The organism is Aequoribacter fuscus, assembly GCF_009910365.1.
In the GTDB taxonomy this organism is placed as follows: Bacteria; Pseudomonadota; Gammaproteobacteria; order Pseudomonadales; family Halieaceae; genus Aequoribacter; species Aequoribacter fuscus.
In genome coordinates this window covers 802,516-817,096 of the sequence record NZ_CP036423.1, presented here as the reverse complement: position 1 = coordinate 817,096, position 14,581 = coordinate 802,516, and the positions used below count along the sequence as shown (strand labels likewise).

Sequence of the window (14,581 nt, the reverse complement as noted above, 5' to 3'; positions counted from 1 at the left end):
ACTGTCTTAGAAAAAGCCGAATCGACTATTTTGACCACTGAAATAAATCAAAAAAATAAAACAGAGTCTCTAGAATATGGATCTTCTCAGGAGGACACAACATGATTATCGGTATACCCAAAGAAATCAAAACCAACGAACACCGAATTGGCATGACACCCGCGGGCGTCAAAGAGTTGATTTTGAACGGCCATGAAGTACTCGTACAAAAAGATGGCGGTGCCTCAATCGGTTTCTTTGATGCCGATTACTCGAGTGCGGGTGCTCGGATCGTTGACACACCCGAAGAAATCTTTGCCACGGCAGATATGGTGATCAAAGTAAAAGAACCTCAATTGCCCGAATGCAAGCTATTGCGCCCAAACCAAATTCTGTTTACCTATCTACACCTAGCCCCAGATCCTGCGCAAGCAGACGCCTTAATCGCCTCAGGGGCAACCTGTATTGCCTACGAAACCGTGACCCAAGCGTCCGGTGGCCTACCCTTATTGGCCCCCATGAGCGAAGTTGCTGGCCGCTTGTCCATTACTGCAGGTGCCCACCACATGCAGATGTTATACGGCGGCTCGGGTATGTTATTGGGCGGTGTACCTGGCGTTGAGCCAGCCAAGGTACTCATTATTGGCGGCGGCGTAGTGGGTATTAATGCAGCCAAAATGGCGCTGGGCTTAGGCGCACAAGTCACCCTGGTAGACCGCTCTATTGACCGCTTACGCCAACTCGACGATATTTTTAATGGCCGCGTGCGCACGCTATTTTCCACTGCCGACACGATTGAACGCGAAGCCCTAGAAAGCCAACTCATTATCGGCGCGGTGTTAATTCCCGGCGCCTCAGCGCCGAAACTGATCAGCCGAGAATTAGTCGGTCGACTAAATCCTGGCACAGTGATGGTTGACGTCGCCATTGATCAAGGTGGCTGCTTTGAAACCAGCCGAGCGACCACGCACCAAGAACCAACCTATGTCATAGACGGCGTGATCCACTACTGCGTTGCAAACATGCCGGGCGCGGTGGCCCGAACTTCAACAGTCGCGCTGACCAATGCTACGCTACCGTTCGCAGTAGCGCTCGCCAACCAAGGCGCCTACGACGCCTTAAATCAGAACCCACATTTGGCCAATGGTTTGAACGTCAACGCCGGACTTATCACTCACGTCAGTGTTGCTCAGGCGCTAGGTAAATCATACACCCCATGGCAGGAGAGCTTCACTACTGGATCGGTAGCCGCCTAGCAACAAAATCCGGCTGCGCTCGCAGCCGGACAACACCAAAAAAACAGTCTCGAATATTTTTTAGCCCTATGAAGCTGAGCTCTAGGTTGGACAATGCTTTTGAAGTTTCATGACACTCGATCGATAACACCCGCTGCCTAATTCGTTAACCATTCCCCTAGCGGGCGCTTTGTCATATTCCCAATTTCTGGCTTTGCGCAGATGGGCTTTGCGGCGTATTCTTCAGGATCGCAAAATCTGCAAGGACTTACACATGAAAACTTCTATTTTGGCCGTCTCCGTGCTCAGCGCAGCACTATTAGCCGGCTGCAATACCGACACGAACAACGAGGCACAGGCACCCGCTATGGCATCAGACAACCCGTTTTTAACGCCTAGTACGCTCTACATGCAGTATCCACCCTTCGATAGAATCGAGAACGAGCACTACAAACCCGCCATGGAAATCGGCATGAAGGAACATATCGCCGAAATCGAAGCCATTGCCTCAAATCCAGAGGCCCCCACCTTCGAGAACACCATCTTGGCGCTGGAAGACGCGGGCGACACCTTGGCTAGAGTCTCTCGAGTGTTTTACTCCTTAGCCTCGGCGCACACAAACGATGACATCGAAGCAATTCGCGCCGAAATGGCGCCGGTGATGTCTGCGCACAGCGATGCTATTTTATTGAATGGCGATTTGTTCGCGCGAATCAAAACCGTATACGAACAGCGTAATGACCTGGGTCTTGAGTCCGAGGCTGTGCGCTTGATCGAGGAAAACTACAAAGACTTCGTGCTTTCAGGCGCGACACTTGATGATGAGGCAAAAGAAAAACTCAAGGCCATTAATGCGCGTCTTGCCAAGCTTGGCACCGATTTTAGTCAAAATGTTCGCAATGAAGTCAACGCCAAGGCCATTGTCGTGGACTCTGCAGAAGAACTGGATGGCCTAAGCGCCAACCAAATAGCAGCAGCCAAGAAAGCAGCCGAAGCGCGTGACATGCCTGAAAAATGGGTACTTCCTTTACTGAACACCAGCGGTCAGCCTGCCCTTTCGAGCCTGACGAATCGCGAGTTGCGCCAGCGCATCCATCAAACATCACTGGGTCGCGGTTCTGACGGCGGGGAATTTGATAACACCGCCATCATTGCAGAAGTCATGAAGTTACGTGCAGAGGCAGCCCAGCTGTTGGGTTTTGAAAACCATGCAGACTATCGTCTACAAACCCAAACGGCGGGCTCGGTCGAAGCCGTTAACGAACGCTTGGCAAGTTTGGCCCCACCGGCCGTTGCCAACGCCAAGCGTGAGGCGGCTGATATTCAAGCCATGATCGACGCGGAAGGCGGCAATTTTGAAGTCGCATCGTGGGACTGGGATTACTACACCGAGAAAGTCCGCGCCGCCAAATATAGCTTTGATGAGTCACAGCTCAAGCCCTACTTTGAAATGAACAATGTTCTGACCAAAGGCGTCTTCTATGCCGCTGAGCAAGTATTTGGCATCACCTTTAAAGAGCGCACTGACCTACCGGTCTACCAAGAGGATGTGCGTGTTTGGGAAGTATTTAATGCCGATGGTTCAACGCTTGCTCTGTTTATTCAAGACTTTTACGCACGAGAATCAAAACGCGGAGGTGCCTGGATGAATGCCTATGTGTCACAGTCGCATCACGATGGCACTCAACCCGTAGTGGCCAATCACCTCAACATTTCCAAACCTGCAGACGGCGAACCGACGCTGCTAACCTGGGATGAAGTGACCACCATGTTCCACGAATTCGGCCACGCGTTGCACGGCATGTTTTCCAACGTCCAGTATCGCTCGCTTTCAGGCACATCTGTGCCGCGTGACTTCGTAGAATACCCCTCCATGGTCAACGAAATGTGGGCCGTTTGGCCCGAGGTCCTGAAGAACTACGCGGTGCATTATGAGACCGGCGAGCGTATGGATCCGGCTTTACTTGATAAGTTGCTGAGCACCGGGCAATTCAATCAAGGCTTTGCGACCACTGAGTATCTTGCGGCATCGTTACTTGATCAGGCCTGGCACCAGCTGACCCCCGAAGAGGTACCAGCGGCCTCAGACGTTATGGCCTTTGAAGCAAACGCGTTGGCAGATGCTGGCGTCGACTTCGCGCCCGTTCCGCCTCGTTATCGTACGGCTTACTTCTCACACATCATGGGCGGCTACTCGGCCGGCTATTATTCTTACATCTGGAGCGAAGTGTTAGATGCCGATACGGTCGAGTGGTTTAAAGAAAACGGCGGTATGCTGCGCGAAAATGGCGACCACTTCCGCGACACGCTGTTATCTCGCGGCGGATCGGCTGAAGCAATGTCCCTATTTCAAAACTTCCGGGGGCGCACACCAGACATCACACCGCTGCTGAAACGACGCGGTTTGATGGTCGAAGAGAAATAACCGAAGTCTGAAGGTTGGAGTTTGAAGGGGGCTAAGTATGACTTAGCCCCCTTTTTATCGCCTGCCTAGATAGCCCGCAACGGGGTTTACCAGAACTTATTTGGCCGAGAAAAATCTGCCCTGTAAATAAGCACCGACAAACATACCGCCCAATGCATACAAGACCGGCCAGTTACCAGCACCAACGCTCGCGATGGCTGGCCCTGGGCAAACACCTGACAAGCCCCAGCCAATGCCAAACACCAAAGCACCCAAGAGTGTGCGCGAGCGTGCATTTGCGGGACGCGAACTAAACTTCGCCGCGAACAGCGGTGCTTTGCGAATTTTAGGGATCAACTGGTAGACCACAAAGGTTAGACCCGTGGCGCAGCCGAGCACCAACAGCAAACCAAAGTCGTTAAAGTTTAAAAAGCTCAGTACAACTTCTGGCTGAACCATCGTGGCGTAGGTCAAGCCCAAACCGAACAAACCGCCCGCAATAAAGACTTGAAGTAAAGCTATTGGTCTCATGCTACACCTCCAAACATCGTGACAAGATGCGCGACCACAATCGCTGTGGACAAAAAGACGAGCACAGCCAAGATCGAGTCAAGATCGAGCAAAGCCATACCGCAAATACCGTGGCCCGAGGTACAACCGCTGCTTAAGCGCACCCCAAAACCAGTGATCAATCCACCAATCGCCAGCTGCCAAGGCGCGACTTCGGTAACGTTCATGGGCAAACCGAACAGCTGAACGCCAATAAACGCGCCCGCTATTAAGCCCAAAGAATAGACGTTGCGCCATGTGCGCGATGATACGTTACTGTCCGTAGCAAAGCGTTTGTCGTTAGTCAGATAAGTCCAGACCGTCGTCAAGAACGAACTGGCGCCTCCCATTAAACCCGTGCTGACAAACAGCCAGCTGACACCGGCACCGATAAGTAAACCGCCGATAGCATAGTGCGCCATGCCCATCGGGAATAGTTCTGCCCAATTCATAAGGTCCTCCTCAAAAAAGAACGCAAGTGTACACAAAACTTAAACGCTTAGCAGATTATTGACTTTGTGTCTTATTACGCACTCGGGCTACACTTGAGTGCCAAAGCCAAATCGCGAGCCAGACATGCAAAAAGTTATCGAGATACGATCGTTCATCGCAGCGCTCATTGCCGTGAGTATCGCTTTTACCTACCTGATGCTGCCTTTTTTTAGCGTGATCCTATGGGCCTGTATTATCGCGCTTTTATTTCACCCCCTGCACGCAAAATTACTAGACCGATACCCGCGCCATGAAAACATCGCCGCCCTCGTGACGTTATTGGCATGCGTGCTCATTGCTGTAACACCCGCCTTATTTTTAGCGTCTTCGTTTATTAAGCAAGGCACCGCGATCTATCAACAACTGGAGTCTGGACAACTTAAGCCAGCACTTTGGATTGACCAAATACGCCAAGCTTTCCCGGTTATTGATGAACTTTTACGAACCTTAGGTTTCGATGTCGCAGAAGTTAAGCAGCAACTTGGCTCACTGTCGGTCGAAGCCGGCAAAGTCATGGCGAGCAATGCCTTGCTAATCGGGCAAAACACCTTGGGATGGCTGGTTAGCTTGGGGTTGATGCTGTATCTCACGTTTTTTATGCTACGCGATGGCGCTAGACTCATTCCCATTTTGATCCGCGCACTGCCACTGGGCGATGAGCGTGAGCGCCTGCTCATGCAAAAGTTCGCGGAAGTCACCCGAGCGACTATCAAAGGCAGTTTAGTTGTAGCAATGGCGCAAGGCTCACTAGGAGGCCTCATATTTTGGCTGCTCGACCTACCGGGCCCCGTATTGTGGGGCGTTGTAATGACGGTGCTGTCGCTAATTCCGGTGGTTGGCGCAAGCCTGATTTGGCTCCCTGTTGGCCTGTATTTGTTAGCAACCGGTAACACCTCTGACGGCATTATCTTGATCGCCTTTGGCGCCATTGTGATTGGCTTAGTCGATAATATTTTGCGCCCAATCTTGGTAGGCCGAGATACCAAATTACCGGATTATTTAGTCTTATTATCCACTTTGGGCGGATTCACAATGTTCGGCATGACAGGCTTCGTGCTTGGTCCGTTAATTGCCGTGCTGTTCATCACCTTTTGGGAAATTTTTAGTCGCGAGTTCAACGTTATACTCGACGGCGATGCAATGCACGACGATAAAAGCGCTGACGACCGAGATGTCAGTTCACCGCCACTTTAGGCTTCGACCACGCCACAGTACACCGAGTGATAGGCGGCACTGTGGCGGCAATTGAAGAGCGTTATGCCCTATTTTTTATTTATTGCGGCTTGCAGCAAAGCTCCCATCGTGCCTTGTGCCGCGGGTTGCGCAGAGGATTGACCGGATGACGATTTAGGCCTGCCGCTCTCCCGACGCTCGGGCCGCGCAGATCTCGGCGCTCCCCGGTCTGAACTACCAGGCTCATCTGACATTCGCATACTTAAGCCAATACGCTTACGTCCCTCGTCGACCTCCATCACTTTGACTTTGACGACTTGACCCGCCTTGACCACGTCGCGAGGGTCTTTAACGAACTTGTCCGCCAAAGCCGAGATATGGACGAGGCCGTCTTGATGCACCCCAACATCGACAAACGCGCCAAAATTGGTCACATTGGTCACTGTGCCCTCCAACACCATACCCGATTCAAGGTCACTGATTTTTTCAACACCCTCTTTAAAGCTTGCGGTGGCAAATTCTGGACGTGGATCACGGCCTGGTTTTTCCAGTTCGCGCACAATATCTTGCAACGTCGGCAATCCAAATTGCTCGCTGACATAGCGCTCTAAATCGATTTTAGAAATCGCAGATTTATTCCCAACCAAATCTGCAACACTCAACTTAAGGTCAGCAGCCATGGCCTCGACGATACTGTAGGCCTCGGGGTGCACTGCAGAGCTGTCTAGAGGATAGGCCCCGCCGTGAACGCGCAAAAAACCCGCGGCTTGCTCGAAGGTTTTCTCGCCCAAACGCGGTACCGACTTTAAGCTCGCACGATCTTTAAAGGCACCGTGTTGATCTCTGAATGCGACGATGTTATCGGCGATGGTTTGGTTTAAACCCGACACGCGTTTCAACAAGGGAGCCGAGGCCGTGTTGAGCTCAACGCCTACACTGTTTACACAGTCTTCGATAACGACATCCAAACTTTTCGCCAATTGAATCTGACTCACATCATGCTGATACTGACCTACACCAATCGATTTGGGGTCAATTTTCACAAGCTCGGCCAAGGGATCTTGCAAGCGCCGCCCAATCGACACCGCGCCTCGTATCGTGACGTCCAGATCGGGCATTTCCGCTGCCGCTTCGGCCGAAGCTGAATACACCGAGGCACCCGCTTCGTTTACCATGACCTTCTGCAAACCCAATTCTGGGTGCAGCTTAATAACATCAGCGGCTAGCTTATCGGTTTCTCTCGATGCCGTACCATTGCCAATGGCAATAAGCTCAGCCGAATACTGCTTAGCCAACTTGGCTAACTGCGCGATAGACGCGTCCCACTGATTTTTGGGGGCATGCGGATAAATTGCGCCGTGATCAACAACCTTACCTGTACTATCGATCACAGCGACTTTGACCCCCGTGCGCAAACCAGGATCGAGGGCTATGGTGGCCCGCTGACCGGCAGGCGCGGCTAACAACAAATCCTGCAGGTTCGCTGCGAATACTTCAATCGCAGCGGCTTCAGCGCGCTCGCGTAAATCAGCCAACAACTCGGTTTCTAGGTGGAACTGCAGCTTAATACGCCAGGTCCAGCGCACGGTTTCCTGCAACCACGCATCCGCTGGCTGACCTTCGTCACGTAGGTCAAAGAATTGGGCTATCATGGATTCGCACGGGTGTCTCTCCCCGTCTGGCACTTCGACGTCGACCTTGACGCTAAGAATTCCTTCGCGGCGACCTCGAAACATCGCCAAGGCACGATGCGACGGCACTTTTGACCACGGCTCTTTGTGCTCGAAATAATCTCGAAACTTCTCACCCTCCGACTCTTTACCTGCCATCACGGTTGCGAGCAAGGTGCCGTTATCGGCCAGATAACTCCGCAGCTTGGCAAGCAAATCGGCTTCCTGCGCGAAACGCTCCATCAGAATGTATTTAGCGCCATCCAGCACTGCCTTGGCGTCGGCAATGCCTGCCTCAGCATTTAAGTAAGCTTCAGCTTCTGCTGCTGGATCCAAGTGACGATTTCCAAGTAAGGCATCCGCCAAGGGCTCAATGCCCGCCTCAATGGCGATCTGGCCTTTCGTGCGTCGCTTGGGCTTGTAGGGCAAATACAAATCTTCGAGACGCGTTTTGGTCTCGGCATCTAAGATCTCTTTTTTTAGGGTTTCAGTCAGCTTTCCCTGCTCTTCGATACTTTTTAGGATCGTATCGCGTCGATCTTCAAGCTCGCGTAAATACACCAGGCGCTCGCTCAACTGACGCAACTGTGTGTCATCTAAAGAACCCGTCACCTCCTTTCGATAACGGGCAATAAAGGGAACCGTGGCGCCTTCATCCAGTAGTTCAATGGTGGCTGTTACTTGTTTTTCGGCTACGCCGAGTTCGTCAGCAATGCGCCGAGACAGTGAGATCATTGGGGATTTTCCTAGTACCGCGTAAAGTCGTCTAGTATCTCACAGCAACAATCAAGTGGCATCTAGTTCGAAAGTATCCAAGCCTTGAATCTTGTCGATTAGCCAGCGCACAGACGCGTGATTTGTAGTGCGAACGCTCAGCGCGTGCTTTGATCGAGCGCGGATCAAAATTATTTCACTGATAAACGTTTAACGAGTGGCCGCCACAATCTCCCCCAAAGCCCGGTAATCCAATGCTCGCGGGCTTTTCTTACGCCACATTAAACCAATATTCCGAGAAATCGCCTCAGCGGCAAACGGTTTGAGACTGATATCAACCCCCGCCAGCAAAGAGCCATGAACCGCCATATCTGGGAGTAAGGTAACGCCTATCCCGCTCGCCACCATTTGCACAATGGTATTTAAACTGGTGGCTTGAAACGGCAATGATACGTCTTTCAGTTCAAGGTTACAGGCCTCCAACACATGATCTCGCAAGCAGTGACCGTCCTCAAGCAACAACAGATCTTGGCCTCGCAGATCGTCGGGCAGCATGCTGTCGCGTTGATGTAATGAGTGGCTATGGGCACAGGCGAACCAAAACTTGTCCTCATACAAGACTTCTGTGTCGACGTTTTCCGAATCAAACGGCAACGCCAGCAGCAGTACATCGAGATCGCCCTTATTCAACGCCTCGACCAAGTGCCCACTTAAATCCTCTTTCACCAACAGTTTAAAGTCTGGATGTTCTTCACGCAGTCGTTTCATTAAAGACGGCAGAACAAATGGCGCGATAGTGGGTATCACGCCCATGCGCAAGCGGCCCGTAAAAGGCTTTTGCGAGGCGTCACAAACGGCGATCATATCCTCGATATCCAGCAAGGTAGCGCGAGCGCGTCGTACCACTTCTTGACCGATATCAGTTAATAGGACAGTTCGGCTTGTTCTTTCTAATAAAACCACGCCTAATAGATCTTCGAGTTCAGAGACGCCGGCACTCAGGGTGGATTGCGACACAAAGCAGGCTTTAGCGGCTTGTCCGAAATGTCCAGCGTCCGCTACCGCTAGGAGGTAGCGCAGTTGTTTGAGGGTGGGCTGTCTACTCATCGATTTTTCCGAAAGGTAAGTCTGATTTTTTTCATTATACAGATCATCCGTTCGGCTTTACACTACGTATCCCTGCATAGTGTAGGGCTTATTCCGGTCGTGCACGACCATCACTAGTGGTAAACAAGGAGTAAAGACAATGTCACTAAAAGGTTCAAAAACCGAACAAAACCTGAAAGATGCATTCGCAGGTGAATCACAAGCAAACCGTCGTTACCTATACTTCGCCGCCAAAGCGGACGTTGAAGGTTACAACGATGTTGCAGCAGTATTCCGTTCAACTGCAGAAGGCGAAACAGGCCACGCTCACGGTCACTTAGAGTACTTAGAGGCTGTAGGCGATCCAGCAACGGGTCTACCCATCGGTAGCACTGAGAACAACCTGAAAGCAGCTATTGCAGGTGAAACTCACGAGTACACCGATATGTACCCAGGCATGGCGAAAGACGCGCGCGACGAAGGTTTCGACGAAATCGCTGACTGGATGGAAACTTTGGCGAAAGCTGAGCGCAGCCACGCTAATCGTTTCCAAAAAGCTTTGGATCAACTCGACGGTTAATTCTAAAGTCACGCGCCTGATCCGGGTGCGTGTCAGGGGGCCCAAGCGCTTGGGCCCCTTTTTCGCTACATCAATACCGAATCTTGAGGGGAAGCATCGTGAGAGAAGGCAGCTTAGAGGCACCTACACGCCATCCGATTGAATGGAAATCGGAAGAATTTTGGGACAAAGACGCACTGAATGATGAATTAGAGCGCGTCTACGACATCTGTCACGGCTGCCGCCGCTGCGTAAGCTTGTGCGATTCGTTTCCCACGCTATTTGACTTAGTCGACGAATCGGAAACCATGGAAGTCGACGGCGTCGCCAAGGAAGACTACATTAAAGTTGTCGACCAGTGCTACATGTGCGATCTCTGCTACATGACTAAGTGCCCTTACGTGCCGCCACACGAATGGAATATCGACTTCCCTCACTTAATGCTTCGCGCCAAAGCGCAGAAGTTTAAGAACGAAGGCGCTCGACTTCGTGACAAGGTGCTGACGAGTACGGATACAGTGTTTGGCATGACGTCCATCCCTCTGGTCGACGTAACGGTCAACGCCTTAAACAAGAACGACACCTTCCGCAACGTATTCGAAAAAGGCTTTGGTGTGCACAGAGAGGCACCTGTGCCTGAGTTTCACAGCAAGACCTTGCGCAAGCGCGTCAAACCGATGATCAAGAGTCTAGAGCCTAAAGAAGTGGGTAACACCACGGGCAAAGTAGCCCTTTACGCGACCTGTTATGGCAACTACAACAGTCCAACCCTAGGTGAAGACTTTGTAAAAGTTTTTCAGCATAACGGAATTCACATTGATATCGTCCCCAAGGAAAAATGCTGCGGCATGCCAAAGCTTGAGCTGGGTGACCTAGACACCGTTGAAAAATTAAAAGACGCCAATATCCCCGTATTGGCCAAACTGGTCGATGAGGGCTATGACCTCATTGCGCCCATTCCTTCGTGTGTACTGATGTACAAGCAAGAATTGCCATTGCTGTTTCCCAACGACCCCGATGTCCTGAAAGTACAAAAGGCCTTCTTTGACCCCTTCGAGTACTTGTGGTTACGCCATAAAGGGGGCGAATTGAACACTGAATTCCCGAATGCGCTGGGTGATATTGCCTATCAAGTCGCCTGCCATTTACGCGTACAAAATATCGGCATGAAAACACGCGACGTGCTGAATTTGGTACCCGAAACCACCGTCACGGCTCAAGAGCGATGCTCCGGGCATGACGGCACCTACGCGGTGAAGGAAGAAACCTATCAAAAAGCCGTCAAGATTGCGCGCCCAGTGGTTCGCAAGGTCGACGAGCAAGAGCCAGATTACTTCTCGAGCGATTGCCCCATGGCCGCAACTCACATTGCCAAACTGTCCAGCAAAGTGGACAAACCCAAACACCCCATGACCCTACTGTGCATGGCTTACGGCCTTTAAACTTAGGAGGATACTATGACTTTATCCAGAGCCGATCTCTGGTCACTTGAAGAGTACGCACAAGAACGTGCGGGCTTTCGGGAAAAGGTGCTAGCGCACAAGAAATCGCGTCAGCTAGCGTTGGGTGCGCACGCGCGTCTGTACTTTGAAGATACGCTGACGATCAAGTACCAAATCCAAGAAATGCTGCGCATCGAGCGCGTATTCGAGGCTGAAGGTATTCATGAGGAACTCGACGCCTACAATCCACTCATCCCAGACGGACACAACTGGAAGGCGACGTTTATGATCGAGTACACCGACCCAGCCGAGCGTGCTGTGCGTCTAGGCGAGCTCATTGGTATCGAAGACGTAACCTGGCTGCAGGTCGAGGGCTTTGACAAGATCTTTGCGATCGCCGATGAGGATTTAGAACGCGAAACCGCTGACAAGACCTCAAGCGTACACTTCATGCGTTACGAGCTTACACCCGCGATGATTACCGCCGCGAAGAAAGGCGCGAAAATATTCGCTGGTATTGACCACGACAATTACCGCATCGACGCGTTTGAAGTCGCTGACAATATTCGCAACTCGCTGGTGGCTGACTTAAACGAAGCCGCAATTAACTAGTCACTCCTGGGCGTGCAGCGCCATATCCCCCCTCGCTTTGCTGCACGCCTTTTTTCTCTCTACTAAACCGATTTAAACGCCGCAAGCGCTCGCTCACGGGCAAACTTCAATTCAACGACTGGTTCAGGATAAGCACTCGCCAAGCTTTGTCGCATCAATGGCGCGGGCATGTGAATATCTTTATCGGACAACTCTCTTAATTCAGGTACAAAGCGACGAATAAACGCACCGCTAGCATCGAATTTTTGGCTTTGAGTGATCGGATTAAAAATTCGAAAATACGGTGCCGCGTCAGTGCCTGTCGAGGCTGCCCACTGCCAACCCCCATTATTCGCTCCCAAATCACCGTCGATTAAATGCTGCATAAAAAAACGTTCTCCCTCACGCCAGTCTATGAGTAACTGTTTCGTGAGAAACATCGCGACTAACATGCGCAGGCGATTGTGCATCCATCCGGTTTGGACCAACTGCCGCATAGCGGCATCGACGATAGGGTAACCCGTGCGCCCCTCACACCACGCAGCAAAGTCCTCAGGAGCATTGCGCCAAGGAATCTTCTCGCCTTCGACTCTAAAGCAGCGGTTCATCGATACACGGGGGTAGGTATCTAGGATGTGAATGTAAAAATCCCGCCAAATCAGCTCGCTGATCCAGGTATCAGGGCCTTGCCTACCCTCGTGGATGTCACCGCGATTGGCTCGTATGGCGGCGTCTAAACACACTCTCGGCGAAATGACGCCGGCAGCTAAATAAGGACTCAGTTCCGAGGTACCGGGCTCTGCGGGTAGATCGCGTTTGGCCTTGTAGTGGTCGATACGATCCTCACAAAAATGCGCTAAACGATTCATGGCGGCGTCTTCCCCCGCTGGCCAAAACTGGTCCATTGCCTGTTTATCTGAAGCGAGCAACTCGCTACCTGGCACCGCTGCAGAACAGCGGCGAGGCTCAGGGGCAGGATAAATTGGTGCCGGGTCAGCTCGCCAGCGCTCTATCCAAGCGCGTTTAAAGGGGCTAAAGACCGTATAGGGGTTACCCGTCTTCGTCAGAAGGCCTAGGGGTTTGATGCCAAAGTCGTGATGCCAGTGGCAACTGACTTTGTCCGCTAATGCCTCTCGTATAGCTCTGTCACGCTTTTGCTCATTGACAGGGTATTCGCAATTAGCGTAAAGATTTGTGACCCCTAACGCCTCGCACAGTGTTGGCACATCCTGCACGCAGTCCTCAAAGGTCTGACAATGTTTGACCACCAGGGGAATATTGAGCTCGCCTAACCTCTCCTTCAATGCGGTTAGGTTGCGCCATAAAAACCGCTCGCGCACTGGGGCCATATCGTGCAAGCGCCACTGCTGTGGCGTCGCACAAAAAAGGGCAATCACGTCTGCCTCGGGATCGAGGCAGGCATGCCAGAGAGCCGTGTTGTCGTAAACGCGTAAATCTTGTCGGAACCAAACCAAATGTCTTGTCAAAACGGCACCCCTATAGGCCGTTTATTTAAGCGTCATTAGCATCTTAGAATCGTAAGACTCGAGCTCATCAAAACGACCGGCTTTCACCATAGCTGGCCACTCCGGATTGGCAATTAATGCCCGCCCCACCGCAACCAAATCGAATTCGTCATTGCTAATACGCGTGATTAGCTCATCTAGACTTGCTGGTTCGGCGGCACGGAAAGCGGTTTCTCCTGCTTGTGGCAAAAAGTCTGCGTTCAGGCCCACACTACCCACACTGATCGTGGGTTTACCCGTCAGTTTCTTCGTCCAGCCTGCCAAATTCAGATCACTGCCTTCAAACTCGGGCTCCCAGAAACGGCGCGTCGAGCAATGGAAGATGTCGACCCCAGCGTCCACGAAAGGCCTTAAAAATTCGTCAAGCTGCTCTGGGGTGTCGACCAACTTCACCGTGTAATCTTGTTGTTTCCACTGCGACCAGCGCATGATAATGGGGAAGTCGGGGCCCACCGCCGCGCGACAGGCTTTGATAAGCTCGACCACAAATCGGGAACGATTTGCCATTGAGCCACCGTATTCATCAGTGCGTTGATTAGTACCTTCCCACAGGAATTGATCGGGTAAGTAACCGTGTGCACAGTGCAGCTCTACCGCATCACAACCAATCGCCTTAGCATCGCGCGTCGCATCGGCAAAGGCCTTGATCACGTCGTCAATGTCCTGCTGAGTCATGACATGACGATTGACCTTGCCGGGCACATTCATACCGGACGGACCGTACCCGGGGACATCGCCCTCGGGGGGTGTCCCCGCTTTACGCACGGCACCGACATGCCAAAGCTGTGGCGCAAATTTCCCGCCCTCAGCGTGCACGGCCTCGACCACTCGCTTCCATCCTGCTAAACGTTCTTCACCGTAAAAATAAGGAACACCCGGGTAACCACTGGCGCCCGGGTGGTTGACGCAAGTACCCTCGCTGATGATCAAACCCACACCCGCCGCGGCACGTTTGCGGTAGTACTCAACGTTTGCATCCGTCGGGATGTTATCGGGCGATGAATTGCGCGTCATGGGCGCCATGGCAATACGATTGGGCAAGGTTAAATTGCCCAAAGTTACGGGCTCAAACAGACAGCTTATGTCAGTCACAGTGACTCCTAGTCATTATCATTAAAGCAATTAGCATACGGGCTCTCGATGTTAAGGCCAAGCGCTTAG

The 14,581-nt window shown here is 51.9% G+C and carries 12 protein-coding genes; 6 read left to right on the top strand and 6 right to left on the bottom strand.

The annotated features are described in order from the left end of the window. The first annotated feature begins 101 nt into the window (after positions 1 to 101). Positions 102 to 1,235 carry an alanine dehydrogenase gene (gene ald / locus EYZ66_RS03675; protein ID WP_009574696.1) on the top strand — a complete coding sequence of 378 codons (1,134 nt, stop codon included), beginning with the start codon at positions 102 to 104 and terminating at the stop codon, positions 1,233 to 1,235. A gap of 253 nt (positions 1,236 to 1,488) precedes the next feature. After that, positions 1,489 to 3,639 (top strand): M3 family metallopeptidase, encoded by a 2,151-nt coding sequence (locus tag EYZ66_RS03670; protein WP_009574695.1) that lies wholly within the window; start codon positions 1,489 to 1,491, stop codon positions 3,637 to 3,639. Positions 3,640 to 3,735: 96 nt separating this feature from the next. Here the strand turns inward: EYZ66_RS03670 and EYZ66_RS03665 are convergent, their stop codons facing one another. After that, positions 3,736 to 4,149 (bottom strand): DUF6691 family protein, encoded by a 414-nt coding sequence (locus tag EYZ66_RS03665; RefSeq protein WP_009574694.1) that lies wholly within the window; start codon positions 4,147 to 4,149, stop codon positions 3,736 to 3,738. Beyond that, a complete protein-coding gene (locus EYZ66_RS03660; protein ID WP_009574693.1) occupies positions 4,146 to 4,619 on the bottom strand; it encodes a YeeE/YedE family protein in 474 nt (157 codons plus the stop codon). Before EYZ66_RS03660 ends, EYZ66_RS03665 begins: the two co-directional genes overlap by 4 nt. A 124-nt stretch (positions 4,620 to 4,743) precedes the next feature. On the opposite strand from EYZ66_RS03660, the gene EYZ66_RS03655 reads away from it, so the two are divergent. Then, complete coding sequence (locus EYZ66_RS03655; RefSeq protein ID WP_040815943.1) at positions 4,744 to 5,853, top strand: AI-2E family transporter; 1,110 nt, start codon at positions 4,744 to 4,746, stop codon at positions 5,851 to 5,853. Positions 5,854 to 5,921: 68 nt separating this feature from the next. On the opposite strand, the gene EYZ66_RS03650 is transcribed toward EYZ66_RS03655, so the two are convergent. Continuing rightward, complete coding sequence (locus tag EYZ66_RS03650; RefSeq protein ID WP_009574691.1) at positions 5,922 to 8,237, bottom strand: Tex family protein; 2,316 nt, start codon at positions 8,235 to 8,237, stop codon at positions 5,922 to 5,924. Between the two features lie 189 nt (positions 8,238 to 8,426). Further along, entirely contained in the window at positions 8,427 to 9,323 is an 897-nt protein-coding gene (locus EYZ66_RS03645) for a hydrogen peroxide-inducible genes activator (protein ID WP_009574690.1), read from the bottom strand. 139 nt (positions 9,324 to 9,462) lie between these two features. On the opposite strand from EYZ66_RS03645, the gene EYZ66_RS03640 reads away from it, so the two are divergent. The 3 genes from EYZ66_RS03640 (at position 9,463) to EYZ66_RS03630 (ending at position 11,915) form a co-directional block, all read left to right on the top strand. Continuing rightward, a complete protein-coding gene (locus tag EYZ66_RS03640) occupies positions 9,463 to 9,882 on the top strand; it encodes a rubrerythrin family protein (protein WP_009574689.1) in 420 nt (139 codons plus the stop codon). A gap of 98 nt (positions 9,883 to 9,980) precedes the next feature. Continuing rightward, positions 9,981 to 11,303: a heterodisulfide reductase-related iron-sulfur binding cluster gene (locus EYZ66_RS03635; RefSeq protein WP_009574688.1), complete on the top strand. Its 1,323-nt coding sequence runs from the start codon at positions 9,981 to 9,983 to the stop codon at positions 11,301 to 11,303. Between the two features lie 15 nt (positions 11,304 to 11,318). Next, positions 11,319 to 11,915: a DUF3501 family protein gene (locus tag EYZ66_RS03630; RefSeq protein WP_009574687.1), complete on the top strand. Its 597-nt coding sequence runs from the start codon at positions 11,319 to 11,321 to the stop codon at positions 11,913 to 11,915. 62 nt (positions 11,916 to 11,977) lie between these two features. Here the strand turns inward: EYZ66_RS03630 and phrB are convergent, their stop codons facing one another. Both phrB and EYZ66_RS03620 read right to left on the bottom strand, forming a co-directional pair. Beyond that, the gene (gene phrB / locus EYZ66_RS03625) at positions 11,978 to 13,381 is read right to left on the bottom strand and encodes a deoxyribodipyrimidine photo-lyase (RefSeq protein WP_009574686.1); all 1,404 of its coding nucleotides are present in this window, start codon (positions 13,379 to 13,381) and stop codon (positions 11,978 to 11,980) included. 21 nt (positions 13,382 to 13,402) lie between these two features. Then, positions 13,403 to 14,512: an NADH:flavin oxidoreductase gene (locus tag EYZ66_RS03620; protein WP_009574685.1), complete on the bottom strand. Its 1,110-nt coding sequence runs from the start codon at positions 14,510 to 14,512 to the stop codon at positions 13,403 to 13,405. Positions 14,513 to 14,581: the final 69 nt, after the last annotated feature.